The organism is Acidiluteibacter sp. (assembly GCF_055129545.1).
This window is the reverse complement of the sequence record NZ_JBSRUB010000032.1, coordinates 45,146-70,301: the sequence shown is the minus strand read 5'-3', so window position 1 is coordinate 70,301 and position 25,156 is coordinate 45,146. Positions and strand designations below refer to the sequence as shown.

Sequence of the window (25,156 nt, the reverse complement as noted above, 5' to 3'; positions counted from 1 at the left end):
ATATAATGGATATTGAATACATTGGAGAAAATATAATTTCTGGTCAATTAGGTAATTTATTAATCATCCTATCATTTGTTTGCTCTACTTTAGCTGCATTCTCTTATTTTAAATCAATCAATGACAATTCATTAGAAGATGACAACTGGAAAAGATTGGGAAGAATCTTCTTTTCGATTCATGTTGTCAGTATTATAGGAGTTGTTGCCGTTTTATTCTACTTGCTATTCAATCACCATTTTGAATACTACTATGTATGGCGACACTCTTCTTCTGACTTAGCCATGCGTTATGTATTTTCTTGTTTCTGGGAAGGTCAAGAAGGTAGTTTTTTACTGTGGTCGCTGTGGCATGCTGTTTTAGGAATGATTCTGATGAAAACAGCTAAAGAATGGGAAGCAGGAACATTGGCTGTGGTCTCAACTGTTCAGCTATTATTGGGGTCCATGTTACTAGGCGTTTATGTATTCGATATTCAAGTTGGAAGTAATCCGTTTGTATTGTTGAGAGAACACCCAGACATGATTAACTTGCCATTTGTTCAGAATCCTGAATATTTGAATTTTGTGGAAGGAACTGGCCTAAATCCATTGTTGCAAAACTATTGGATGACCATTCACCCGCCTATCCTATTTTTGGGGTTTGCGTTAACGCTTATTCCATTCGCTTTCGGAATTGCTAGTTTATTGCGGAAAAAATATACTGAATGGTTAAAACCTGCACTTCCTTGGACTTTTGCAGGAATTGCAATACTTGGTCTTGGTGTTCTGATGGGAGGTGCATGGGCATACGAAGCTTTAAGTTTTGGTGGCTTTTGGGCATGGGATCCTGTTGAAAACTCTTCTTTAGTTCCTTGGCTAATTCTTGTGGGCGCTGGTCACTTAATGTTGATTAATAAGGTGAAGCCAAACTCTATGCTGAGTACTTATCTATTCGCATTATTCTCTTTCTTATTGATTATGTATTCCTCCTACTTAACGAAGAGTGGAATATTAGGTGAAACTTCGGTGCATTCATTTGCTGATGGGCTACCAGGTCAATTGATATTCATTTTATTAGCGCTACTTATTGGAGCAGTAACCCTTTTGGTGATGCGGTACAAAAGTTTGCCAAGACAGCAAAAAGAAGAAGACTTGTGGTCCAGAGAATTTTGGATGTTTTTAGGCGCATTAGTGCTATTAATCTCTAGTTTTCAGATTACTTTTTCAACAAGTATTCCTGTAATCAATGCAATTTTCGGAACCAATATGGCTCCGCCAACTGAAGCTAATGCTCATTACAATTCTTGGCAATTGCCTTTAGCTACTTTGGTAGCATTATTCGTTGGAATCGGACATTACCTAAAATACAAGAAAACGGATAGAAAGAAATTCTTTAAGGAGACCGCTTTTTCGGCTATAATTTCATTGATTATTGCAATAGTAGTGGCTACACAAATGCAGTTTCAACATTACTATCATGGACTATTGATGTTTGCAGCTACTTATGCAGTAGTTGCAAACGGAGATTACTGGCTGAGAATCTTAAAAGGAAATGTCAAGAAATCTGGAGCATCTATTGCTCATATGGGTTTTGGATTATTATTAATTGGAGCACTTATTTCTGCCGGAAATAAACAAATTATATCAGTCAATAATTCGGGCATCGAGATTAAAATGAATGAAAATGAGAATGCCAATAAAGAAAACATTATGCTGATAAAAGGCGATACTGTTTTGATGGGCAATCATTTTATCAGCTATGATGGACGAGAGAAAGAAGGTCATAACATTTATTATAAAATCAACTACTATCAGCTGGACGATAATGGTAAATATGAAACCAAATTTCAATTGCGTCCATTTGTTCAATTGAACGAACAAATGGGTAATGTACCTGAGCCTGCAACTAAGCATTTTTGGAATAGGGATATTTTTACACATGTTACTTACGCTGATCTGGATGATCCTTCTTTAGAAGATCCTGAGGCATTTGAAGAGCCAGACACCAATCTAGTTCAAGTTGGCGATACTTTATTTGCAACAAATAGTATTATCATCGTAAGAAGCATTGATAATTCAATTGATTTAGAAGCGAATAATCTTCAATCAACTGATATCGCAGTAGGTTTGAACTTGGAAGCAATGAATGTAAAAGGACAGTCTTTTCAGGCTAAACCGATTCTAGTGATCCGTCAAAACAGGCTGTTTAGTATCCCTTCGGAAGTAGAAAATTTAGGACTGAAATTCAACTTTAAAAATATCAATACAGAAACTGGAGAGTTTACTATTTTCAAACAAGAGAAAACATCCAATGCCTCTGACTTTATCATCATGCAAGCCATTGTTTTCCCTTATATTAATATTCTTTGGTTGGGTTGCATTATTATGACAATTGGTAGTATAATTGCAGTAATAAATCGGGTTCGTTATCCTAAATTAAAATCTTAGAAAATCATGGTTATACCATTTAAAAAGAGGCGGATTACATTGATTGGAGCAGGGAATGTTGCAACTAATCTTGGAGCGGCTTTAAAAGCAAAAGGACACATTATTCATCAAGTTTTTAGTCGAAGTCACCAAAGTGCGATGATTTTAGGACATGCTTTCAATTGTGATTTCACAACGAAACTATCTGATTTAACTGATAAAACTGATTTGATCATTGTAGCTATTCATGATGATTCGATTTATTCAATTTTAGAGCAATTAAAAATAAAGGACAAACTAATTGTTCATACATCAGGGACTACACCTCTTTCTATTTTTAAGGATAACAATTATAAGCAATACGGTATATTTTATCCTTTACAAACCTTTTCAAAACATGACATAGAAAGCTTGTTGCCAATCCCTATAAGTTTGGAAGCACCGAATAAGAAAATTGAAAATGAATTGATCGAAATTGCGAGTAGCATTTCTAAGAAGGTATTTTTATTGGACTCTGAGAAAAGAAAAGCGTTGCATGTAGCAGCTGTATTTGCTAATAACTTCAGCAACTATATGTTTAATATCTCTCAACAAATTTTAGAAGATGAAAACATTTCTTTTGAACTCATAAAGCCGTTAATAAAAAGAACAGTCGAAAAACTAGACAGTTCTACTCCTTTTGAGGCTCAAACAGGTCCTGCTTCTCGAAACGACCAAAAAATTATAGCGAATCACTTGGAGTTTCTAAAGGGAAAAAAGGATTTCCAACAAGTGTACGCGTTGTTAAGTGAGAGCCTTACTAAAAGCCATAAGAAATGAGCAATTTCAAGCAATCGTTGAAAAATATCTCTGCGTTTATTTTAGATGTAGACGGCGTTCTGACGGATGGTTCAGTTCTAGTGATGCCTGATGGTGATCAAATCAGGAAATTCAATATCAAGGATGGTTATATTTTACAATTAGCAGTTAAATTGGGCTACCACATTGAAATCATTTCAGGAGGCACCTCAGAATCTGTTCGTAAACGATTAAATGGCTTAGGTATCGAACACGTCAATTTGGGATGTAAAGACAAAATGGCGGTATTTAACAACTGCCTTAAAGAAAGAAATATTAAAGCAGAGAATGTCCTTTATGTAGGTGATGATATCCCCGACTTTGAAGTGATGAGGGCCGTTGGTATTGCTTGTAGTCCTTCAGATGCAGCAGAAGAAATAAAAGCCATTTCTCATTATGTTTCTCCTAAAAATGGCGGAGAAGGTTGTATTAGAGACATCTTGGAACAAACATTAAAGGTACAAGACAAGTGGTTCAATGTTGCCAACTTTGGAGAAAAAGCTGAAGGTATTGGAGAACAATTTGGTTGGTGATAAATTGAAGATTCAGCCTATCCGACCTATTATTATATTGAAAACTAATACTTAAGTTCGTTCTATTCACCATAATTTAATCGATGAGTTTAATTTCCTCCTACGAAAAGAGAATGATGACAATGGTAGTATTGAACCATTGATGAAATGAAGAATCATTTAGCATTGATATTTCTGATGGTCAAACAACTATTTTTTATATGAATTAAGTAATAGTAAAAAGCGCCTAAATTTTGATTTTAGGAGTGGCCATTCTACTACAATTAGTTTTAACTAACCAAGGACTGAATTTAAATTGACTAGTACTGAAAAGGACAGTTTTATACTAAACGATAACTACGACTAGTCTTCTTAAAGTTATAAAAAAAACCTCATTCCTATATAGGAATGAGGTTTTTCAATTTTATACACTCTCTACTTAACTAATCTTAATCGGGTTATCTACTTTTGTTTTCAATAATGCCAAATCAATTACTTCAATCATTTCTGTAACATAATGAAACTTTAACCCTTTTAAATAAGCAGCATCAATTTCATCAATGTCTTTCTTATTGTCTATCGACAAAATGATCTCTTTAATATCAGCACGCTTAGCAGCTAAAATCTTTTCCTTGATTCCTCCTACTGGCAATACTCTACCTCTTAAAGTAATCTCACCTGTCATTGCTAGGTTCTTCTTTACTTTTCGCTGGGTAAATGCAGATGCCAAAGCAGTCATCATGGAAATACCTGCCGATGGACCATCTTTTGGAGTTGCTCCTTCTGGCACGTGTAAGTGAACATTCCAGTTTTCGAATACTTCAGCATCCAAGTCTAATGCTTCTGAATGTGCTTTTAAATATTCCAATGCCAAGGTTGCTGACTCTTTCATCACATTCCCTAGGTTTCCAGTCAAGGTAAATTTCCCTTTCCCTTTACTCAAACTCGTTTCTATGAATAAAATATCACCACCCACAGAAGTCCAGGCTAATCCTGTAACCACGCCGGCTACATCGTTTCCTTGGTATTTATCTTTAGAATGACCAGGCCCTAAAATAGATTGTAAATCAGATACCGAAATCTTTGGATTGTACTCTTCTTCTAGAGCAATTGACTTAGCTGCATAACGAACGATACTTGCCAACTTTTTCTCTAACCCTCGAACACCAGACTCTCTCGTGTATTCTTCACATACCTTTTCAATGATTTCTTTCGAGATCACGACATCTGCTTTTTTAATTCCATGAGATTCTAACAACCCTGGAATTAAATGCTTTTTAGCAATCTCGATCTTTTCCTCAACTGTATAACCATTGATTTCAATGATCTCCATTCGGTCTCTTAATGCCGGTTGTATCGTACTTAAACTATTTGCTGTAGCGATGAACAATATCTTAGACAAGTCATAATCCATTTCTATAAAATTGTCATAGAAAGTACTATTTTGCTCAGGATCCAACACTTCTAACATAGCTGAAGATGGGTCTCCATGATGGTCAGAACCTAACTTATCAATTTCATCCAATACAAACACCGGATTCGAAGTCTTGGCCTTTTTTAAACTTTGTAATACTCGTCCAGGCATCGCACCGATGTATGTTTTTCGGTGTCCTCTCAATTCAGCCTCGTCTCTCAAACCACCCAATGACATGCGAACATATTTTCTCCCCAATGCTTCAGCCACTGATTTACCCAAAGAGGTTTTACCAACTCCGGGAGGTCCGTATAAACATAGAATAGGAGATTTCATATCGCCTTTTAGCTTTAAAACAGCTAAATGCTCAATGATCCTTTTCTTCACTTCTTTCAATCCGAAGTGATCTCTGTCCAATACTTTTTGTGCCTTCTTTAGGTCGAATTTATCTTTTGTATACTCGCTCCAAGGTAAATCCAATAGTGTTTCCACGTAATTGACTTGAACGGAATACTCAGCAGAAGAAGAATTCATACGTTGAAGTTTTCCCAACTCTTTCTCAAAACGTTCTTTTACTTCTTTCGTCCATTTCTTCTTCAGTGCCTTTTTCTTATACTCCGACACTTCTTGTTCTTGAGGATTTCCGCCTAACTCCTCTTGAATCATCTTCATTTGTTGGTGCAAGAAATATTCCTTCTGCTGTTTATCGATGTCTGTTTTTACCTTACTCTGAATGTCGTTTTTCAACTCCAATAGTTGTAAGTCTTTCGACAAATGCGTCAACAACATCAGGGAGCGCTCCTTGGTATCTTTCTCAGAAAGTATATGTTGCTTTTGCGCCACTGTTGCATTCATATTACTCGCAATAAAATTGATCAAGAACGATGGGCTCTCAATATTTTTAATTGCAAATGAAGCTTCAGAAGGCAAGTTTGGTGAATTATCAATAATTCGCAACGACATATCTTTGATAGAATCTATTAACGCATTAAAAGATTGATCCGTTGGCACATCTGCTACTTCATACGCTTCTACTTTTGCCCTGTGATAAGGTTCGTTGGCAGTCAATTCTACAATTTGAAATCGTTTTTTACCTTGGATGATCACCGTGGTGTTTCCATCAGGCATGCGGAACATTTTCAAAATCTTCGCTACCGTTCCAACTTTATTCATTTGTTCGAATACTGGATCTTCAATCTTATCATCCAATTGAGCCACTACTCCAATGGTTTTGTCACCCTTATTGGCATCTTGAATCAATTTAATGGATTTGTCTCTTCCAACTGTAATTGGAATCACAACACCTGGAAAAAGTACTGTATTTTTCAAAGGTAAAATTGGCAGTTCATCAGGAGTTTCCTCAGAGTTCATATTCTCTTCGTCTTCCGATGTCATCAATGGTATAAATTCTGTCTCATCATCGATCATTCCAGAAAAATGTAAGTGATCGAAATTAAAGCTATTCTTCATCTTATCTCCTCTCGTTTTTTAGTCAAAATGGCAGACGATCTTTCGATGGTTACCAATTTTAATTCAGGGGTGGGTTATTTCAAGGGTTGTGCCAATTTCAGCAATCGGCAATTCTGTCAATTTATTAATCTCGATATTCAGCTGTTTGATTAAAAATTGCCGTTAAAATGGATTGATCTGTTTCATCTAAGTTGATTCCTCTGCGCTCCATCATTCGTTGGCCAACTTCAAATGCTTTTTCCAATCGGAAAGTTTCGAAGCCTTCGCTTCCTCCCCAACTAAAACTTGGAATGTGTTTCAAAGGAAATCCACCACCAAAAACATTGGCACAAACGCCAACCACGGTTCCGGTATTGAACATTGTATTGATGCCACTTTTAGAATGGTCGCCCATCGCCAATCCACAAAACTGCAAGCCAGTATCTTCAAATTGATCCGTAGAATAGTTCCAACAACTCACTGAACCATAATTATTTTTTAAATTCGAATTATTCGTATCTGCTCCTAAGTTGCACCATTCTCCAATTACTGAATTTCCCAAGAATCCTTCATGACCTTTATTAGAATAGCCAAATATTACCGAATTATTTACCTCTCCTCCTACCTTGCAGTGAGGCCCAATTGTAGTTGGACCATAAATTTTAGTGGCACATTTTAAGGTAGCATGTTCGTTCATCGCAAAAGGTCCTCTTACGATACTGCCTTCCATAATTTCAGCGTCCTTACCTATATAAATCGGGCCATTTTTAGTATTCAAGATTGCTGCTTCTAACTCTGCTCCTTCTTCTAAGAATATCAAATCCGCATCACCTAACACTGTATTTGATGCATCAATGGGTTGACTTTTTCGGCCTCGGGTAATTTCCTGAAAGTCTTGATTCAATGCTGATCCATTATTTTTAAAAATCGACGACCAATGTTGGATAGAGATCGATTCTACTGAACACAGTTTTGTTCCCTCCACTTCCTGAATACTTGTAAAAGTAAATTTTTGAGTAGACTTAAAGGCAATCAATTCGTCGTTAACAAATAAGGCTACTTCATGCCCCAATTCTTCAATTTCTTTGATTAAATCTGGATTAGGCAAAAACCGACCGTTTATATAGAGGTTAGTTTCTGCAAACGATGTTGTATACTTATTTGATAAATAATCAGCTGTTAAATAGGAAACAGTCGTATTTAACAGCCTTTCCCACTTTTCAGCTATTGTATCAATACCGATTCGAATATTTGCCGCAGGTCTTGTAAAAGTAAACGGCATTAAATCAGTTCGGTAATGATCGTCAAATAAAATTACATTCATCATTTCTGGATATTTAAAGTCAAAAGTAGTGAAAATGGAAGCGTATTAATCCACGAAGAGTTTACTAAATTTGCCGCATGTACAGAAAAGATCAAGTCAAAGGAATTGTCGCCATTATACTGTTTGGCATCATCGGAATTAGCTTTTTTATCTTTGGTGAGGAAAGTGATGTGACCAGATATGTGGCGATAATTGCATGTGCAATGTGGCTAGTTTCTATGTATGTTATCAATAAAAAATTTGAAAAAAAAGATTAGAATATGTTTGGAGATATGATGGGTAAGCTGAAAGAAATGCAGCAACAAACCGAAGAAATTAAAAAAAGATTAGATACGATTAGTGTTGAAGGAGAAGCTGAAAGTGGGCTAATAAAAGTAGTGGCTACAGCCAATAAAAAAGTAACTTCTATTACCATTGCAGACAGCTTAATGGCTGAGGGCGATAAAGAGCAAATTGAAGATTTAATGATCGTAGCCATTAATAAAGCCATCGAAAAAGCAGAAAATGTTTCCAATGCCGAAATGGCAGGAGTTGCAAAAGGAATGTTGCCAGGAATGGGGATGTAAGACTATTGATGCAATCCCAATTGCAATCCAATTACCATATTGGGCAATTCACCATACGTTGCTTTAGAGTCAAAAACATCAGACAAACGATACCTGAAATCAATAGCAAATCGATTGAAACCCAATCGAGCAGACACACCATAGGCATAGTCGTTCATATAATCGAGGAAATAATTTTTCACAACAGTTCTTCCTGAACCTGGAGTAATATCTTCGTCTTTAGTGTAATGCACATTCCTGTAATTCCAATTCGCATAGGCACCAAGGTCGATGAAAATTCCAGCGGAATGGTCTTTATTTTTTAGTTTGAATCGATTAAAGAAAACTACTTCTAAGGCGTTGTTTGCCAACATTTCCATATCGTGTTGCACCGCATTTGGTAAATTTTTCAACGAATCTTGAACTGGAATATATCGGGTTCTTAAATAAGAAACTTCATATCCCAATTCATAAAACTTCGACAATCTGTACTTTGAACGAATTCCAACACTAAAAGTAGTTGAGTTACCGTATTTAATAGCGCTACTATCTCCCTCAGAAGCGCCAATTATAAATCCATATGCTAAAAAAGCGTGGGTGTACTTTGCCTTATTGGGTCCTTTTTTAGGCATGGTTAGATCATCAAGGTTCCGATTGTATTCATCAACTCTTTCCTCCTGAGCAAATGCAGTTGAAAGAAATAAAAACAAAGCAAGGAAGGTAATTAATCGCATAGGTCGTAAATTGGCCATTAGAAAAATAAGACCACAAATATATGATAATTGATCTTCGAAGTGATACAGTAACTCAACCAACCCCATCAATGTTAACCGCAATGATGCAAGCTAAAGTGGGTGACGATGTATTGGGTGATGACCCAACAATAATTGATCTAGAAACTTATGCTGCCGATTTATTTGGAATGGAAGCAGCTTTATTCTGTCCTTCTGGCACAATGACCAATCAAATTGCTATAAAAGTGCATACCAATAGTCCCGGAGAAGTGATCTGCAGCGACATTGCGCATATATATCGATATGAAGGAGGAGGAATTGGTTTCAATTCAGGATTATCCACTCGATTATTGGATGGAGATCGTGGCAGAATTACAGCTGAAAATATTGCTCAAAATATAAATCCAGATGATGTTCATGCACCACCCACACAATTAGTCTCGATAGAAAACACCTGCAATAAAGGCGGAGGAAGTATTTATGATTTCGAGGAAATAAAAAAGATAGCCGCACTTTGTCAGCAACATCAACTTCCTTTTCATTTAGATGGAGCTCGATTATTCAATGCCATCGTCGAAACAGAACAAACACCAAAAGATTATGGCGAACAATTCGATTCAATTTCAATCTGTCTTTCGAAAGGTTTGGGTGCTCCGGTTGGTTCTTTATTATTAGGAAATCATTCATTCATTAAAAAATCGAGAAGAATTAGAAAGATATTGGGAGGTGGAATGCGACAAGCAGGTTTTTTAGCTGCCGCAGGATTGTTTGCGCTCAAAAATAATGTCGAACGATTGAGGGAAGATCACCAATTGGCCATACAATTAGCCGAAATTGTAAACGGTCATCCTTTGGTAGAGCATGTTCTAAAAGTAGAAACTAACATTGTCATATTTGTTCATTCTGATCGAATCACTACAGTTGATTTTTTGAGCCAACTAAAGGAAAATGGAATACTTGCAGTACAAATGGGACATAATCAAATTCGATTCGTTACCCATTTAAACTTGCCTAAAAATGTGCTCCAAGAATTTGAAAAAGCCATGCAGAAAATTAAGTAGAACAAATGGTTGATAAATCACGAAATTTAGGAGTACAACAAAAGTGACATCTTTTATAATTTTATTAGTTTTGTCCTCCAGTATATTATCAATTTATAAAAAGAAACAAAATGTCCTATAACAATATTGTAGACTTACTAGGTAAAGAATCAGACTATTTACTGAATCATAATTGCAAGACCATCAGTAAAGATATGCTACACTTACCAGGTGCTGACTTTATCGATAATGTGTTTAAGGACACCAACAGAAGTCCACAGGTTTTGAGAAGCTTAGCAGCATTATACGGACATGGACGATTGGCAAATACTGGTTATGTTTCTATTTTACCTGTTGATCAAGGAATCGAACATTCAGCTGGAGCTTCATTTGCACCAAACCCTATTTATTTTGATCCTGAGAATATTATCAAATTAGCAATGGACGGTGGCTGTAATGCAGTAGCATCTACCTTTGGAGTATTGGCTTCTTGTTCAAGAAAATATGCGCACAAAATACCATTTATTGTAAAATTAAACCACAATGAATTTTTAACCTATCCAGAAACGTATTCTCAGATCTCTTTTGGTTCTGTAGATGAAGCATGGAACTTAGGAGCTACAGCTGTTGGAGCTACTATTTATTTCGGATCTGACGACAGTAACCGACAAATCGTAGAAATTGCCCAGGCATTTGAAAGAGCTCACGAATTGGGTATGGCGACTATTTTATGGTGCTACCTAAGAAACTCAGGTTTCAAAAAAGACGGAGTAGACTACCACACTGCTGCTGACTTAACTGCTCAAGCAAATCATTTGGGTGTGACTATTCAAGCAGATATTATCAAGCAAAAATTACCAACCAATAATGGCGGTTATAATGCCATTAATTTTGGTAAAACACATAAAAACGTTTATTCTGAATTAACAACTGATCACCCAATTGATTTATGTCGTTACCAAGTAGCTAATTGTTATATGGGACGAAATGGATTAATTAATTCAGGTGGTGCATCGGCAGGAGCTTCGGATTTATCAGAAGCTGTAACTACCGCTGTAATCAACAAAAAAGCAGGTGGACACGGATTGATTTCGGGAAGAAAAGCCTTTCAAAAACCAGTTAACGAAGGCATTCAATTATTGAATGCCATCCAAGATGTTTACCTTGCGAAAGAAATCACAATAAGCTAAAAATATTGGAGACAGAAGAGCAAATGAGTTGGTTCAAACGAATAAAAGAAGGAATTCTTACACCTACTAAGGAGAAGAAAGAATTACCTGAAGGCCTTTGGTACAGTTGTCCAAAATGCAAGCATGTAGTGCCTAATAATGATCATATCGACAATCAAAAGGTATGTGAAGAATGTGGCTATCACGAACGTGCAAGCTCTGAAGAGTATTTTAAAATCATATTTAATGATGGAAAATACTTGGAGCTAAATGCAGACATGACATCAGGTGATCCATTAAAGTTCACCGACACCAAAAAATATACAGATCGTTTAAAAGCGACTCAAAAGAAAACCAAATTAAAGGATGCAGTTAGAACAGCTGTAGGTGATATCGGCGACACTCAATTAGTAGTGGCTGCGATGGACTTTGCTTTTATTGGTGGATCAATGGGTTCTGTAGTTGGAGAAAAAATAGCACGAGCAATTGACTATTCCATTGCACACAATATTCCTTTTTTGATGATATCAAAATCGGGTGGAGCAAGAATGATGGAAGCTGCATTTTCATTGATGCAAATGGCAAAAACTTCTGCTAAACTTTCGCAGTTATCTAAAGCAAAAATTCCTTACATCAGTTTATTAACGGATCCGACAACAGGAGGTATCACTGCTTCATTTGCGATGTTGGGTGACATTAATATTTCAGAACCAGGAGCTTTAATTGGCTTTGCTGGACCAAGAGTAGTAAAAGAAACGATAGGTAAAGATTTGCCTAAAGATTTTCAAACTGCAGAATTTGTTTTAGAGCATGGTTTCCTTGATTTTATAGTGAATCGAAAAGATTTAAAACAAAAATTAATTCAAGTGTTGAATTTATTTAAAAAGTAATCTATTTTTAAATAAAATTATTACATTTGCAGCCTTAAAATTTACAAGAATAAAAGAATAGATATGTATCTTACTACAGAAATTAAAGAAGGATTTTTCGAGAAATACGGAGAGAAGAAGACAAACACTGGTTCTACAGAAGGACAAATAGCTTTATTTACTCATAGAATTAGTCATCTTACAGAGCACTTGAAAAGAAATCATAAAGATTTTAACACTGAGCGTTCATTGGTAAGATTAGTAGGTAAAAGAAGAAATCTTTTAGATTACTTAAAAGACAACGACATTAACAAATACAGAGAATTAATTAAAGATCTTGGAATTAGAAAGTAATTTCTTGAACACGACTTTAATTTACATAGCATAAGAATCATTTGGGGGACTGTTTTTACATGTCCCCCTTTTTTTATTTATCAACTGACAAAAGAAAACAATAAATTATGTCAAAATTAGGATTTGAACAAACAATCGATTTAGGTAATGGAACGACCATTACGATCGAAACAGGAAAATTAGCAAAGCAAGCAGACGGAGCAGTAGTTGTAAAACAAGGTGATACCATGTTATTGGCAACTGTAGTATCAGCAAAAACAGCTGGTGAAGACGTGGACTTTATGCCATTAATGGTAGATTACAGAGAAAAATTCTCTGCAGCAGGAAAGTTTCCAGGTGGATTTTTAAAGCGTGAAACAAGATCATCAGATTATGAAATATTAGTTTGTAGACTAGTAGATAGAGCATTACGTCCACTATTCCCTAGTGACTACCATGCAGACACACAATTACAAATTTCATTGATCTCTTCAGGAGACGATACACAGCCAGATGCATTGGCTTGTTTAGCTGCATCTGCAGCATTAGCAGTTTCAGACATTCCTTTTAATGGACCAATATCTGAAGTAAGAGTGGTAAGAATTGATGGAGAGTGGATCACTAATCCAACTTTTTCTCAAATGAAATCTGCTGACATCGATATTATGGTTGCTGCAACTCAAGATAGTGTAGTAATGGTAGAAGGTGAAATGTTAGAAGTTTCTGAAGCAGAAATGTTAGAAGCGATCAAGTTAGCGCACGATAAGATTAGAATCCAGTTAGATGGAATTAATAAACTAGCTGCTCAAATTGAAAAAGCAAAAGTAAAGCGTGAGTACAATCACGAAAAAAGTAACGAAGATTTGAATAAGCAAATCGCAGCTGCTTGTTACCAACCTTGCTATGATATTGCAAAAAATGGATTAGCTGACAAATACGAAAGAGCTCGTTTATTTAAAGAAGTGAAAGAAAACTTTGTTGCTACTTTAGATGAAGAAACAGCAGGAGAAAATAAATTCTTGATTGGAAAGTATTTCCATGATGTAGAAAAAGAAGCAGTAAGAGACGCGGTATTAAACGAGAAGATTCGTTTAGATGGGCGTAAAACTACTGAGATTCGTCCAATTTGGTCAGAAGTTAATTACTTGCCAGGATCTCACGGTTCTGCAGTATTTACAAGAGGAGAAACTCAATCGTTAACCTCTGTAACTTTGGGAACTAAACTAGATGAGCAAAGAATTGATGCAGCACTTTTCGAAGGTTCTGATAAATTCATTTTGCATTACAACTTCCCATCTTTTTCTACAGGAGAAACTCGTCCAAATAGAGGTCCAGGCAGAAGAGAAGTTGGTCACGGTAACTTAGCAATGAGAGCTTTGAAACCAATGATTCCAACAGGAAATGAAAACCCTTACACCATTCGTGTTGTTTCTGACATTTTAGAATCTAATGGTTCATCGTCTATGGCGACTGTTTGTGCAGGAACGCTAGCGTTGATGGATGCAGGAGTAAAAATCAAGAAACCAGTAAGTGGTATCGCGATGGGATTGATCAGCGGTAAAGACGGTAAATTTGCTGTCCTTTCTGATATCTTGGGTGATGAAGATCACTTGGGTGACATGGACTTTAAAGTAACCGGAACAAAAGATGGTATCACTGCTTGTCAGATGGACATTAAAGTTGAAGGTTTATCTTACGAGATTTTAGAGCAAGCTTTAAATCAAGCGAAAGAAGGTCGTATGCACATCTTAGGAGAAATGATGAAAACACTTTCTGCTCCTAGAGAAGATTACAAAACTAATGCACCACGAATCATTCAAATTACTATTCCTAAAGAAATGATTGGAGCAGTAATCGGACCAGGTGGAAAAATTATTCAATCTATTCAAGAAGAAACTGGTACAACAATCGTATTGGAAGAAGTGGATGGGAAAGGTGTAATTGATATCGTATCTACAAACGGTGAAGGTGCTCAGGATGCATTGGCTAGAATTAAAGCCATTACTGCAGTTCCTGAAGTAGGTGAAGTGTACAAAGGAAAAGTAAAATCTATCGTAGCATTTGGAGCTTTTATTGAAGTAATTCCAGGTCAAGACGGTTTGCTACATATTTCAGAAATTGCTCACCACAAAGTTGACAAAGTAGAGGACGAATTGAAAGAAGGTCAAATCGTTGAAGTGAAATTGATTGCAATTGATCCTAAAACGAAGAAACTAAAACTTTCAAGAAAAGCATTATTGCCTAAGCCTGAAAAAGCTGAAGAAAAAGCTTAATTGCTTTTAATTATATTTTAGAAAGAGGAGATAAATTATTTATCTCCTCTTTTTTTTTGCTATTGCTTATAAATGAGATTTCAAGATTCTAGAATTAAAAAAAAATATTGAAGCAGTAATAAAAATTACGTACGTATAAAGTTTGGACGTTAATTTTCGTTAAATTTATGGGATTTCGTTTTCGAGACCAACTTAAGTATTAACCAAAACCAAACCCATTTCATGAGGCAACTAAAAATTACTAAGAAGGTCACCAATAGAGAAACGGTTTCTCTTGACAAGTATTTACAGGAGATTGGCAGAGTCGATTTGATTTCTGCAGAAGAGGAGGTTGAATTAGCAAGAAAAATCAAACAAGGTGACGCTTTAGCTTTAGAAAAATTAACCAAAGCCAATTTAAGGTTTGTGGTATCTGTTTCAAAACAATATCAAAACCAAGGGTTGGGACTCCCCGACTTAATCAATGAAGGTAATTTAGGACTCATCAAAGCCGCCCAACGATTTGATGAAACAAGAGGATTTAAATTTATCTCCTATGCTGTTTGGTGGATTCGTCAATCTATTTTACAAGCCTTAGCAGAACAAGCCAGAATTGTACGATTGCCTTTAAATAAAATTGGATCAATCAATAAAATTAAACGCGCATTTTCAGAGCTTGAACAAAAATTTGAGCGAGAGCCATCCAATGATGAGATTGCAGACATACTTGACTTAACTGCTAGTGATGTAAAAGATAACATCAGACATTCAGGTCGCCATGTGAGCATAGATGCTCCTATTTCTTCTGACGATGATAGCAGCAACATGTCTGACTTGATGCAGAACATGGATAGTCCTGAGCCAGATGATTTATTATTGAGAGAATCTTTAAAAAATGAAATTGAACGAACACTCACTACCTTGACGGCGCGTGAAGCAGATGTGATTCGTTTCTATTTCGGATTAGCCGGAAAACATCCTTTAACTCTGGAAGAAATTGGCGAACACTTTGACCTGACTCGTGAAAGAGTGAGGCAAATAAAAGAAAAAGCCATTCGAAGACTGCGGATAAATACTCGCTGTAAAAATTTAAAAACGTATTTAGGTTAACAAATATTCACCCTTCTCGAGAATTCGAGAAGGGTTTTTTATGTTTTGAATAGTACCTTTGCAAAAAAAATAGAAATGTCACACTTAGTAGCTCCTTCCATCCTATCAGCAGATTTTGCAAACTTATTACCTGCTTGCGAACTAATCAATACTAGTAAAGCAGACTATTATCACATTGATGTGATGGATGGTGTATTTGTTCCTAACATTTCTTTTGGGCTACCTGTAATCAAAGCGATCAAGAAGCACGCAACCAAGACTTTTGATGTGCATTTAATGATTGTGGAGCCTGATAAGTATATCAAAGACTTTAAAGCTGCAGGAGCAGACATTTTAACCGTGCACTATGAGGCTTGCACTCATCTTCACCGAACCATTCAAGCAATAAAAGCAGAAGGAATGAAAGCGGGTGTGGCATTGAATCCGCATACTTCTATTCATTTATTAGAAGACATTATCCAAGATATCGATTTAGTTTGCTTAATGTCTGTTAACCCGGGATTTGGTGGACAGTCTTTCATTGAGAATACGTACGACAAAATCAAAGCACTAAAGGCATTAATCACCAGAAAAAACAGCTCTGCATTAATTGAAATCGACGGCGGTGTAAGTAATAAAAATGCAAAAGAATTAGTCGAATGTGGTGCTGATGTGCTAGTTGCCGGTAGTTATGTTTTTGGCTCCAATAATCCAGAAAAGACTATTGAAGGGTTGAAGGAGTTGGCTTTTTAATTTTCTAAGGGATATTCTTCTATATCACCCCTTCGGGGTTTAACTATCCTGCATTAATGATGTGCTATAATCATTTCATCCCTGCGGGATTGCTTCTCTATTGCGTTACGTTGATTTTTTACCGAACAACTAACCCAACTAATTTAGGACAGAAATTAAAATGAAATGATGCAATACTTCATTGATTAATTATTAATAGGCTATCCAAATCCCGAAGGGATGACATTATTCTAGTAACAAACTAAATACGAAAGAAAACCCTGAAAGGGTGATAGATTATTCATAACCTTTGTGAAATTATTATAAGATATTTCGAACCCCACAGGGTAGATATTTACCAACATTTTACCTTTCTATAATATTTTCACCCCAAGGGATTATCTACTACCGAATAATAATTTTTCTGAATCCCGAAGGGATGAAATTATTGTAGTCTATATAACTTGGAATGTTTAACTAACCCTGAAAGGGTGATATTCCTTCATCACAACCATTCAAATAGATATTTTTCGTTGTATTCAACTTCAAATTTTTGAAGAAAATCCAAATACTCTTCTTTAAAAGATTTATTTCTATGATGATCTTCCTGATTAGCGATATACTGATAAACATCACCAATCTGAGAATGGGAATATGAAAATGCTCCATATCCTTCTTGCCAGGAAAATTTCACATTACTAAATTTCTGTTCGTTAATGAATTTCGAAGAATTGTTCTTAATATCTCTAGCTAAATCAGAAATACTAATTGAAGGCTTTAACCCAACAAAGATGTGTACATGATCGGCGACACCATTAACTATAATCGGTTTTTGATTTTTACCTTTTATGATACCTGTCATATATTTAAACACCTCTTCACGCCAAGGTTTCTGTAGAAGGTTTTCCCTTCCCTTTACAGCAAAAACATATTGAATATAAATCTGTGAAAATGTACCAGCCATAATTTATGTCACCCTTTCAGGGTTTTATTCATTCACTATTTATACTATAATCCTAGCATCCCTTCGGGATTGATAACAAATACAAAATTGATTCACTAATACATTATCTCAATCGTTAAATTGATTAACCTTCCACATATCCTTGCAAATACTCGTATTCATCGTTTAATTCACCACGCTCGGTAATCGTAGCTCGATAAATAATTCGATCATTATCAGTGCCTAATAAATTAGGTAAAATGTTATTGATTAATTCGTTACCAAAATCTTCTGATGCATCTTTTGGCAACTCACAAGGTAGGTTGTCTACCGCCATTACGGTAATTGTATCTGAATTAATTTCTGTTGTTTCCTCTCCGGTCATTCTGTTGACATAATAGATTGGGTCAACAATAGTCGATGGACGAATTGTAGACGCCACTGGGCCATCAATGTCACAACTTATATCAGCTATGGTTCTAATCTTAAAGTCATCCTTCTTCATGTCCTCTTTTGTGAAAATAAATGGTGCTTCTGAATCCCAATAATGGCAAGGAATATACATATCTGCTACTTGGGCAAAACGATAAAAATTACTTTCAAACTGTTCAGGTGCTTCATAAAATTCACTCGTCTTAAACTCTCCTCCATCCAAGCGTTTATTATAGCTCTTTACTCCAAGGACAGTATAAACTGGCTCATTAAACGCTTCGTTTAAAAACTCCATTGGCTTCACTTCTTTCAGGTTCAATTTTCTCAAAATCTCTAGAGCTCCCTTGCCTACTCTTCCTGTCCCTGTTAGAACTATCTTAAAATTGCATGGTAGCTTAACTTTTTTCAACTCGCCTTCCATTTCTACCCGATCCTCACATAGATTAGCTGACTTTAAAGCAAAAGCATTGGTCGTTTTACCATATGCTAAAAGACCATTGTATGTGCCTACAATTCCGGCGTATCGTCCAAAACCAACCAGTCGCTTTCCCTTTTTATCGGTCAAGCATTCGTAGTCAACCATTTTGATGCTTCTTTCCATAATGGCCAATAATAACTTTCTATTATACGGCTGTTCTTTAATGGTATGAGAAAAGAAAAAATGTGTTTTATCAGCATGTAGCATCTCTATCGGCACTTCCTTTACTCCGAAAATAACATCGCTATCTGAAATATCTTCCTGCACAGTAATCCCCAAATCTCTATATTCTTGATCTGAAAAGGCTCTAATCGGACTCGATTGAACAACCAACTCCAATTGAGGGTATCTACTCACCATCAACTGACATTGTTTTGGTGTGAATGGTACTCGCTTGTCTGGTGGAGTTTTGCCTTCTCTTATGATTCCTATTTTCATGACCTAACTATTTAAGTCGCAAAATTAATGATTTAAGCTCAAGGCAAATAATATAAATGTCGAACAGACTAGTAAAAGCGTATACAAAATTCCCAAGATTCCCATTTTAAGACTTGTCTTCTTCCAATTGTCTTTATAAACGACTTTCAGGGCTTTCCATAGGTTAAAAATCAAATAAGTGAAAGCTAAAACCAAAAGGATGGTATTGACGAAATAATATCCCATTTGAGCAATCCCAATACTCGTTAATTCATAAATAATTCCGATTAAAAATACGGTAGAATGAAAATGAAGTGAAAATAGAAAATGGGTCAGTAGATTAAATCGTTTCTTACGATACAATAGCGCCAGCATTAATGCAAAAATTGGAAGTAAGAAGAAAAACAGTTTCGGCAACAAAGCACCAAAAAACCGATCCCAAAATGCATCCCCAAAGTCACTATCTAGTGTCGTTTGATTAATTGATTCAACTAATTGATCAGTCCTTAAGCTAGCAGAAATGCTCAGCAACAAGAAAAAGATAATACTCAAAAAGATAAACATCCTTAATGGTTGGATGTAATGTTCTCGCTTTCCGCTTATAAATTGTTGAGTTAAATAACCAGGACGAGTTAACAATGGACGTAAACTTCGACCAATTTTAGAATCAAATGTAAAATAATCGCTTAAAAAGTGAGAAAACAACTCGCTCAATTTGTTTGAAAAGGCAACCTTTTGGCTACAATTGGGGCAATAATTAAACGATTCGTTCAATTCATATTGACAATTTTCACATTTTAATACGGATGATTGGGTCGTTTTATCCAAGATTTGTATAATTTGCATTCACCTAAACAAGATAAACAGCTTTTCCGATTTTAATGATACGAATTCTATTTTTTATATTTTTTATCAGTTGTGGTTTAGTTTCTAAAGCGCAACAATCGGTGCCATCCAAAGACACTACTTCTATTCAAGTAAAACCAAAAAAGATTCAACCCAAACCTGAGCCTATCATGGATACCAATGAATCTTTAAAGTACATGAGCGGTCTATTATTATTTGAAGTTAAAAAACGACTGAACCTCACTAACGCCGAAGAAGAACAAAAAGCAATCGAGGCGAAAAGTAAAAAGGTGCGCTTGAGTATTGGCGGAATTGTAATTGAAAGGTAATTGATCCCTAATGATTAATCGATTTATTGATCTTCAAAACTAGACGCATGCCTTATTAATTCAGGAAAAAAGGCATCAAACTCTGCTAAATAAAGCGCTTCATCTTTACGAAGGTACTCAGCAGCTAATTCCATTTTTGAGCCACTTAATGTTCGTTGCGACATTCCAGTTAAAGCCCGGTCGATACCTTCAATTTTGCGGTAGTTATACAACCAATTGTCGCGTTGCATATAACTGAACATATGCAATGCTTTTTGGGGCAACAAGTGATGAAATTCATTGATAACATCGTACGCATTCAAGGTGAAAACTTCAAGGTTTTGTTTGGAGTAGTCGCTCCATCTTTTTGCCAATAAATAATCATAAAACACATCCACTATGACCGGAGAAAATTTATGAAAAATCGGTCGCAATCTTTTTTTACTATCCAACACCACCGGATGTTCATCGGTAAATGTATCTATGGCTCTGTGCTGCAGTACTCCTTGCTGAATGGGTTCAGGAAAATCTAAGTATTGTTTGCCAACAATATGATCGGCTATAAAATTGCCAACCATTCGTCCTTTATCGCCATTGGCGAGGTAAAAATGAGCTAAATAATTCACGTTTTAAAGATAGTTTTTAAATGGTAGTGAACGACAGGATTTATACTATAATAAACCACAAAGGGCGCAAAGGGTTTCACAAAGCGCACAAAGAACAATTTAATTATGAATTCATTGATAGATTGGTACTTTGTTACATTGATTCATTAATTTCGCATTTGTGTATACGACTCAAGAAACCATTTGTGCATTAGCTACTCCATCCGGCACTGGAGCGATAGGAATTATAAGATTATCGGGATCGAATGCATATGAAATTGCCAACACTATTTTTTACGGAAAAGACTTAACGAAACAAGCTTCTCACACCATCCACTTTGGAACTGTCAGAGAAGACAATAAAATCATCGATGAAGTTTTGGTGAGTTTATTCAAGGGTCCAAATTCTTATACTGGTGAGGACAGTGTCGAAATTTCTTGCCATGGTTCTTCTTTTATTCTGGGAAAAGTGATTGCTCTTTGCTTGAAAAATGGTGCTCGATTTGCAAAAGCTGGTGAGTTTACTCAACGTGCTTTCGTCAATGGGAAATTAGATTTAGCGCAAGCGGAAGCAGTGGCTGATTTAATCGCTTCAGAATCTGAAGGTGCACATGAATTGGCCATGAATCAAATGCGTGGAGGTTTTTCTGATAAGATTAAAACCTTGCGGGATGAATTGATTCATTTTGCCTCTTTGATTGAGTTGGAACTTGATTTTGGTGAAGAGGATGTAGAATTTGCTGATCGAGATGATTTGAAAGAGCTGGTTGGTCGATTGACTGTTGTACTTTATAACTTAATCCAATCTTTCTCTGCAGGAAATGTGTTGAAAAATGGTGTTCCAATTGCCATTGTAGGTGAACCCAATGTAGGAAAATCTACTTTATTAAATGCTATCCTAAACGAAGAACGCGCTATCGTTTCAGACATAGCAGGAACTACCCGAGATGCAATAGAAGACGAAGTGAACTTGGGCGGAATAATATTCCGTTTTATTGATACTGCTGGATTGCGTGAAACTACCGATGTGGTAGAAAATATAGGCATTACTAAAACCTATCAAAAAGTAGATCAAGCGACTGTTATTTTATATTTGGTAGATGCCAAGAAAAGCACCAAAGTAGAAATTCAAAAAACCGTTGCGACCATTCAAGCGCGTATTGTTGATACTAATAAAAGACTAATAGTAGTCGCCAACAAACTAGAAGACGAACTGAACGAGAAAAAAGAAGTTCCGTCTGCTATTTTAGACAAATTTGTAGGGCTAGAAGACGTGCATTATTTATCTGCTTTGCAAAAAACCAATGTGAACGAGTTGTGCGCTCATTTGGTGGAATTAGTAAAAAGTAATATCGTAACCAACAGTGATGTTACAGTTAGCAACTACCGCCATTTTGAAGCCCTTTCAAAAGCTTATGAAGCATTAATGAAAGTTACCGAAGGACTAGAAGTCAACATCACCGGCGACTTTTTAGCTATGGACATTCGTCAGTCGTTGCATTATTTAGGTGAGATTACTGGAGAGATCACAACCGATGATTTGTTGGGCAATATATTTAGTAAATTTTGCATTGGAAAGTAATTACATTTCCATTGATACACTAAACCCTTCTTTTACTTGCTTTTGGGCGGTTTTTACTTCCTTTATTTGTTGCTAAGTTTCCATTTTTTACTTATATTTGTTTCTAATCTGTTGCTGATAGCAACAAACTTGTTGTTAGCAACAGATATTTTAAACACTGGCGAATTGATGTTACATAGAGATACATCCCGATACAAAGGGATACACTCTGATACAGAAACAAGCACCAAAAGGAAACACCATGAGCAGCAACATTCGAGTACCCAAAATCTGTCAGCACTGCGGAACTGAGTTTATTGCCAAAACTACGGTGACCCAATATTGCGGAGACAACTGCGCCAAACGTGCATACAAAAAACGTCAAAGGGATGCCAAGCTCCAGGAGGTAGCCCCTACTGCAATCCAAAAACAAGAGTTCATCCAAGAGCAAGTCAATGAAAAGGATTTCCTCAGCATTGCGGAAACCTGCAAACTCCTTGGAGCAAGCAGAATGACCCTGTACCGTCAAATTAAGAACGGGAATATCCAGGCTGCCAAGATCGGCAGGCGTACTATCATCAAAAGAGCAGCAATCGAAAAACTTTTTCAAGCATGAAGGTAACACTAAGAGAACGCAACCAGGGCGGACAAACCAGCCTATACCTTGACTACTACCATAAGGGCAAGAGAAAGACAGAGTATCTAAAACTATACCTCAACCCGAAAGCCAGAACAAAGGAGGAAAAAGAGGTCAATAAAAAGACTATGCAATTAGCCGAAACCATTCGAGCACAGCGACAGATTGAAATCCAAAACGGAGTTTATGGCTTTCGGGATCAGGAGAAGCTAAAAGGCAGCTTCCTTGCTTATGTTGAATTGCTGGCCAACCAAAGGCAGGACAGCCCCGGAAATCATGGGAACTGGACAAGTATGCTCAAGCATTTGAAAGCCTTTTGCGCTTATGACATTGCTTTCTCAGAAGTGGATAGGCAATTTGTCCAGGACTTCAAACACTTCCTTGATAAAAAGGCCATAGCCCACGGAGAACAGAAACTATCCCAAAACTCCAAGTACTCCTATTTCAATAAACTCAGGGCAGCACTCAAGCAAGCCGTAAAGGATGGTATCATTCCAACCAATCCGAGTGAAGGAGTTGAAGCATTCAAGCAAGGTGAACCGGAAAGAGAATTTTTGACACTGGAAGAGCTGCAAGCTGCAGTAAACGCAGAATGTGAAATTCCGCAGATGAAAACAGCTTTCATCTTTTCATGCCTTACCGGGCTTCGCTGGTCAGACATAAACAAACTCCTTTGGTCTGAAGTGCAGCACTCCAATGATATGGGGTACTATATCCGTTTCAGACAAAAGAAAACTAAGGGAGCCGAAACCTTGCCCATTTCAGAACAAGCCTTTGGATTACTTGGAGAACGTCAGGACAAAGACGAGAGGGTTTTCAAAGGGCTGAAATATTCAGCCTGGCATAACCTGAAATTGCAGCAATGGATGATGAAAGCCGGAATATCCAAAACAATTACTTTCCATTGCGCCCGGCATACTTACGCCACATTACAGCTTACAGCAGGAACAGACATTTATACGGTTTCAAAGCTCTTAGGCCATAGGGAATTGAAAACAACCCAGGTCTATGCCAAAATCATTGATGATAAGAAGAAGGAAGCCGCCAACAAAATCAAACTGAATCTATGAGCGCATCATTAGAAACATACAACAGGATTCTGTTTCTCGATCTTCGCCCGTGGTTATTGTCGGGCGTTTCGGAATTGAAGTTTAAACAGGATTTAAACGACCTTAAAAAAGCATTCTATCAGGTACAGCCCCAGTTTGAAGTTTCATTTCCCAAGGCACTCAACAACAAGCGGAAATACTTCCAAGCCCTGATAGATTCAGAAGCTACTGAATACCTGAACCACCTCCACAAGCAGGTGAATGAAAGTATCAATGCCAACGCCAAGAAGTATCACGTTCACATGGCATTGACCAGAACACTCAATGAAAAGCTTCGGGAGATTGCCCAGGTGATCCAGGAACAGAACTACAGCCCTGAACAATACGATCCAAAGTTTGGCACCTTGCAAACCAACACCTCCACCAATGATGAAGCTTTCATTATCTGCTACCTCAAACACCAGCTTGTGCGCCTGTACATGGAAGTTCAGGAGTGCTTTCCTGATCAGTTAAAAGAAGAACCACTTACTGAAGATGATATTTACCTGACATACTTCAACCATACGGCACCAAATCCTTCACACATTGCCGAAGCGGTACAAATACAGGTTGCCAGTCCTTCTGCCCCCCGACCCGCACCACAACCATCTAAACTATTCAAGGCAATATCAGGTGATGTAAGAAATGATGCGAAGGGTATTCTTCCCTATGAAACCATCATTAAAACGCCTACTCGCTTTGCAAGCTTCGAAGAATCTCTTTTCCAAAATGGGTACATTGATGAGAACTACAACTTCACCGATAAGCACGGAATGAAAAATGAATTTGCGGCCATCTACCACCAATTAATAAAGAAGGGATATTTCAATGCACGCACTTTTCAACCAATGAAGGCGATTAAAGACGTTGATATTCGGAAATTCCTTGACCACCGCTATCAGACCAACCTCGACAAACAATTCAGAAACTACCGCCAAAATGCAGAAGCATTAGCGGAATACATAGACTCTCAGTACTGGCTCACCAGTTTACCCCTCGGTTAAATTGCGGTAATTTTCTGTCAATTTACCATTTCAAATTTCCACTCATCTCCTAAAGTATCTGAATTTCAGCCTGTTACACAGGTTGAAATTTCCATTTTCAAGACTACCAGAGACCCCTTCTGACCTTTGC

General features: G+C 36.8%; 24 protein-coding genes. 17 read left to right on the top strand and 7 right to left on the bottom strand.

The window, feature by feature from the left end:
• The first annotated feature begins 5 nt into the window (after positions 1-5).
• The 3 genes from ccsA to ACTB0X_RS15515 are packed head-to-tail and all read left to right on the top strand — an operon-like array spanning position 6 to position 3,778.
• Complete coding sequence (gene ccsA / locus ACTB0X_RS15525) at positions 6-2,429, top strand: cytochrome c biogenesis protein CcsA (protein ID WP_463025945.1); 2,424 nt, start codon at positions 6-8, stop codon at positions 2,427-2,429.
• 6 nt (positions 2,430-2,435) lie between these two features.
• On the top strand, positions 2,436-3,227 hold the full coding sequence (locus tag ACTB0X_RS15520) for a Rossmann-like and DUF2520 domain-containing protein (RefSeq protein ID WP_463025944.1): 792 nt from the start codon (positions 2,436-2,438) through the stop codon (positions 3,225-3,227).
• Positions 3,224-3,778 carry a KdsC family phosphatase gene (locus tag ACTB0X_RS15515; protein ID WP_463025943.1) on the top strand — a complete coding sequence of 185 codons (555 nt, stop codon included), beginning with the start codon at positions 3,224-3,226 and terminating at the stop codon, positions 3,776-3,778. Before ACTB0X_RS15520 ends, ACTB0X_RS15515 begins: the two co-directional genes overlap by 4 nt.
• 418 nt (positions 3,779-4,196) lie before the next feature.
• On the opposite strand, the gene lon is transcribed toward ACTB0X_RS15515, so the two are convergent.
• Together lon and ACTB0X_RS15505 are read right to left on the bottom strand one after the other, a co-directional pair.
• Positions 4,197-6,641: an endopeptidase La gene (gene lon, locus ACTB0X_RS15510; RefSeq protein ID WP_463025942.1), complete on the bottom strand. Its 2,445-nt coding sequence runs from the start codon at positions 6,639-6,641 to the stop codon at positions 4,197-4,199.
• Between the two features lie 124 nt (positions 6,642-6,765).
• On the bottom strand, positions 6,766-7,947 hold the full coding sequence (locus ACTB0X_RS15505; RefSeq protein WP_463025941.1) for a GlmU family protein: 1,182 nt from the start codon (positions 7,945-7,947) through the stop codon (positions 6,766-6,768).
• Between the two features lie 74 nt (positions 7,948-8,021).
• Between ACTB0X_RS15505 and ACTB0X_RS15500 the strand changes: the two genes are divergently transcribed.
• Positions 8,022-8,201, top strand: coding sequence for a hypothetical protein (locus tag ACTB0X_RS15500; protein ID WP_463025940.1), 180 nt, complete (start codon positions 8,022-8,024; stop codon positions 8,199-8,201).
• Between the two features lie 3 nt (positions 8,202-8,204).
• Positions 8,205-8,510 (top strand): YbaB/EbfC family nucleoid-associated protein, encoded by a 306-nt coding sequence (locus tag ACTB0X_RS15495; RefSeq protein ID WP_463025939.1) that lies wholly within the window; start codon positions 8,205-8,207, stop codon positions 8,508-8,510.
• Positions 8,511-8,512: 2 nt separating this feature from the next.
• Here the strand turns inward: ACTB0X_RS15495 and ACTB0X_RS15490 are convergent, their stop codons facing one another.
• Positions 8,513-9,223, bottom strand: coding sequence for a porin family protein (locus ACTB0X_RS15490; protein WP_463025938.1), 711 nt, complete (start codon positions 9,221-9,223; stop codon positions 8,513-8,515).
• Positions 9,224-9,264: 41 nt separating this feature from the next.
• Here ACTB0X_RS15490 and ACTB0X_RS15485 point away from each other — a divergent pair, with 41 nt between their 5' ends.
• From ACTB0X_RS15485 to rpe, 7 genes are all read left to right on the top strand, one after another.
• On the top strand, positions 9,265-10,284 hold the full coding sequence (locus ACTB0X_RS15485; protein WP_463025937.1) for a threonine aldolase family protein: 1,020 nt from the start codon (positions 9,265-9,267) through the stop codon (positions 10,282-10,284).
• Between the two features lie 110 nt (positions 10,285-10,394).
• The gene (locus ACTB0X_RS15480) at positions 10,395-11,453 is read left to right on the top strand and encodes a class I fructose-bisphosphate aldolase (RefSeq protein WP_463025936.1); all 1,059 of its coding nucleotides are present in this window, start codon (positions 10,395-10,397) and stop codon (positions 11,451-11,453) included.
• Positions 11,454-11,476: 23 nt separating this feature from the next.
• Positions 11,477-12,322, top strand: a complete 846-nt coding sequence (gene accD, locus ACTB0X_RS15475; RefSeq protein WP_463025995.1) for an acetyl-CoA carboxylase, carboxyltransferase subunit beta — start codon at positions 11,477-11,479, stop codon at positions 12,320-12,322.
• A gap of 63 nt (positions 12,323-12,385) precedes the next feature.
• Complete coding sequence (gene rpsO, locus ACTB0X_RS15470; protein ID WP_463025935.1) at positions 12,386-12,655, top strand: 30S ribosomal protein S15; 270 nt, start codon at positions 12,386-12,388, stop codon at positions 12,653-12,655.
• Positions 12,656-12,762: 107 nt separating this feature from the next.
• On the top strand, positions 12,763-14,907 hold the full coding sequence (gene pnp / locus ACTB0X_RS15465) for a polyribonucleotide nucleotidyltransferase (protein WP_463025934.1): 2,145 nt from the start codon (positions 12,763-12,765) through the stop codon (positions 14,905-14,907).
• 222 nt (positions 14,908-15,129) lie between these two features.
• Positions 15,130-15,996, top strand: coding sequence for a sigma-70 family RNA polymerase sigma factor (locus tag ACTB0X_RS15460; RefSeq protein WP_463025933.1), 867 nt, complete (start codon positions 15,130-15,132; stop codon positions 15,994-15,996).
• Positions 15,997-16,071: 75 nt separating this feature from the next.
• On the top strand, positions 16,072-16,728 hold the full coding sequence (gene rpe / locus ACTB0X_RS15455; protein ID WP_463025932.1) for a ribulose-phosphate 3-epimerase: 657 nt from the start codon (positions 16,072-16,074) through the stop codon (positions 16,726-16,728).
• Between the two features lie 484 nt (positions 16,729-17,212).
• Here rpe and tnpA read toward each other — a convergent pair whose 3' ends face one another.
• The 3 genes from tnpA to ACTB0X_RS15440 form a co-directional block, all read right to left on the bottom strand.
• Positions 17,213-17,671 (bottom strand): IS200/IS605 family transposase, encoded by a 459-nt coding sequence (tnpA, locus tag ACTB0X_RS15450; protein WP_463025931.1) that lies wholly within the window; start codon positions 17,669-17,671, stop codon positions 17,213-17,215.
• 124 nt (positions 17,672-17,795) lie between these two features.
• Positions 17,796-18,998, bottom strand: coding sequence for an NAD(P)-dependent oxidoreductase (locus ACTB0X_RS15445; RefSeq protein ID WP_463025930.1), 1,203 nt, complete (start codon positions 18,996-18,998; stop codon positions 17,796-17,798).
• Between the two features lie 24 nt (positions 18,999-19,022).
• Positions 19,023-19,823, bottom strand: a complete 801-nt coding sequence (locus ACTB0X_RS15440) for a DUF3667 domain-containing protein (protein WP_463025929.1) — start codon at positions 19,821-19,823, stop codon at positions 19,023-19,025.
• Between the two features lie 35 nt (positions 19,824-19,858).
• On the opposite strand from ACTB0X_RS15440, the gene ACTB0X_RS15435 reads away from it, so the two are divergent.
• Positions 19,859-20,152 carry a hypothetical protein gene (locus ACTB0X_RS15435; protein ID WP_463025928.1) on the top strand — a complete coding sequence of 98 codons (294 nt, stop codon included), beginning with the start codon at positions 19,859-19,861 and terminating at the stop codon, positions 20,150-20,152.
• Positions 20,153-20,175: 23 nt separating this feature from the next.
• On the opposite strand, the gene ACTB0X_RS15430 is transcribed toward ACTB0X_RS15435, so the two are convergent.
• On the bottom strand, positions 20,176-20,757 hold the full coding sequence (locus ACTB0X_RS15430) for an acyl carrier protein phosphodiesterase (protein ID WP_463025927.1): 582 nt from the start codon (positions 20,755-20,757) through the stop codon (positions 20,176-20,178).
• Between the two features lie 160 nt (positions 20,758-20,917).
• Between ACTB0X_RS15430 and mnmE the strand changes: the two genes are divergently transcribed.
• The 4 genes from mnmE to ACTB0X_RS15410 all read left to right on the top strand — a co-directional run bounded on the left by mnmE (position 20,918) and on the right by ACTB0X_RS15410 (position 25,026).
• Complete coding sequence (gene mnmE / locus ACTB0X_RS15425) at positions 20,918-22,318, top strand: tRNA uridine-5-carboxymethylaminomethyl(34) synthesis GTPase MnmE (RefSeq protein WP_463025926.1); 1,401 nt, start codon at positions 20,918-20,920, stop codon at positions 22,316-22,318.
• A 241-nt stretch (positions 22,319-22,559) separates the two neighbouring features.
• Positions 22,560-22,913, top strand: a complete 354-nt coding sequence (locus ACTB0X_RS15420) for a helix-turn-helix domain-containing protein (protein ID WP_149393299.1) — start codon at positions 22,560-22,562, stop codon at positions 22,911-22,913.
• Entirely contained in the window at positions 22,910-24,004 is a 1,095-nt protein-coding gene (locus ACTB0X_RS15415) for a site-specific integrase (RefSeq protein WP_149393300.1), read from the top strand. The genes ACTB0X_RS15420 and ACTB0X_RS15415 overlap by 4 nt, the downstream gene beginning before the upstream one ends.
• On the top strand, positions 24,001-25,026 hold the full coding sequence (locus tag ACTB0X_RS15410; RefSeq protein WP_272987538.1) for a DUF6617 family protein: 1,026 nt from the start codon (positions 24,001-24,003) through the stop codon (positions 25,024-25,026). Before ACTB0X_RS15415 ends, ACTB0X_RS15410 begins: the two co-directional genes overlap by 4 nt.
• The last annotated feature ends 130 nt before the right edge of the window (positions 25,027-25,156 follow it).

Excerpts from the sequence above, each read along its gene's own strand:
- ACTB0X_RS15500 (WP_463025940.1), top strand. The coding sequence starts at position 8,022 with ATGTACAGAAAAGATCAAGTCAAAGGAATTGTCGCCATTATACTGTTT.
- ACTB0X_RS15515 (WP_463025943.1), top strand. The coding sequence starts at position 3,224 with ATGAGCAATTTCAAGCAATCGTTGAAAAATATCTCTGCGTTTATTTTA.
- ACTB0X_RS15490 (WP_463025938.1), bottom strand. The coding sequence starts at position 9,223 with ATGCGATTAATTACCTTCCTTGCTTTGTTTTTATTTCTTTCAACTGCA.
- ACTB0X_RS15445 (WP_463025930.1), bottom strand. The coding sequence starts at position 18,998 with ATGAAAATAGGAATCATAAGAGAAGGCAAAACTCCACCAGACAAGCGA.
- ACTB0X_RS15460 (WP_463025933.1), top strand. The coding sequence starts at position 15,130 with ATGAGGCAACTAAAAATTACTAAGAAGGTCACCAATAGAGAAACGGTT.
- ACTB0X_RS15520 (WP_463025944.1), top strand. The coding sequence starts at position 2,436 with ATGGTTATACCATTTAAAAAGAGGCGGATTACATTGATTGGAGCAGGG.
- ACTB0X_RS15435 (WP_463025928.1), top strand. The coding sequence starts at position 19,859 with ATGATACGAATTCTATTTTTTATATTTTTTATCAGTTGTGGTTTAGTT.
- lon (WP_463025942.1), bottom strand. The coding sequence starts at position 6,641 with ATGAAGAATAGCTTTAATTTCGATCACTTACATTTTTCTGGAATGATC.
- ACTB0X_RS15415 (WP_149393300.1), top strand. The coding sequence starts at position 22,910 with ATGAAGGTAACACTAAGAGAACGCAACCAGGGCGGACAAACCAGCCTA.
- rpe (WP_463025932.1), top strand. The coding sequence starts at position 16,072 with ATGTCACACTTAGTAGCTCCTTCCATCCTATCAGCAGATTTTGCAAAC.
- pnp (WP_463025934.1), top strand. The coding sequence starts at position 12,763 with ATGTCAAAATTAGGATTTGAACAAACAATCGATTTAGGTAATGGAACG.
- accD (WP_463025995.1), top strand. The coding sequence starts at position 11,477 with ATGAGTTGGTTCAAACGAATAAAAGAAGGAATTCTTACACCTACTAAG.
- ACTB0X_RS15420 (WP_149393299.1), top strand. The coding sequence starts at position 22,560 with ATGAGCAGCAACATTCGAGTACCCAAAATCTGTCAGCACTGCGGAACT.
- ACTB0X_RS15495 (WP_463025939.1), top strand. The coding sequence starts at position 8,205 with ATGTTTGGAGATATGATGGGTAAGCTGAAAGAAATGCAGCAACAAACC.
- rpsO (WP_463025935.1), top strand. The coding sequence starts at position 12,386 with ATGTATCTTACTACAGAAATTAAAGAAGGATTTTTCGAGAAATACGGA.
- ACTB0X_RS15440 (WP_463025929.1), bottom strand. The coding sequence starts at position 19,823 with ATGCAAATTATACAAATCTTGGATAAAACGACCCAATCATCCGTATTA.
- ACTB0X_RS15410 (WP_272987538.1), top strand. The coding sequence starts at position 24,001 with ATGAGCGCATCATTAGAAACATACAACAGGATTCTGTTTCTCGATCTT.
- ACTB0X_RS15485 (WP_463025937.1), top strand. The coding sequence starts at position 9,265 with ATGATAATTGATCTTCGAAGTGATACAGTAACTCAACCAACCCCATCA.
- ACTB0X_RS15480 (WP_463025936.1), top strand. The coding sequence starts at position 10,395 with ATGTCCTATAACAATATTGTAGACTTACTAGGTAAAGAATCAGACTAT.
- ccsA (WP_463025945.1), top strand. The coding sequence starts at position 6 with ATGGATATTGAATACATTGGAGAAAATATAATTTCTGGTCAATTAGGT.
- ACTB0X_RS15505 (WP_463025941.1), bottom strand. The coding sequence starts at position 7,947 with ATGATGAATGTAATTTTATTTGACGATCATTACCGAACTGATTTAATG.
- tnpA (WP_463025931.1), bottom strand. The coding sequence starts at position 17,671 with ATGGCTGGTACATTTTCACAGATTTATATTCAATATGTTTTTGCTGTA.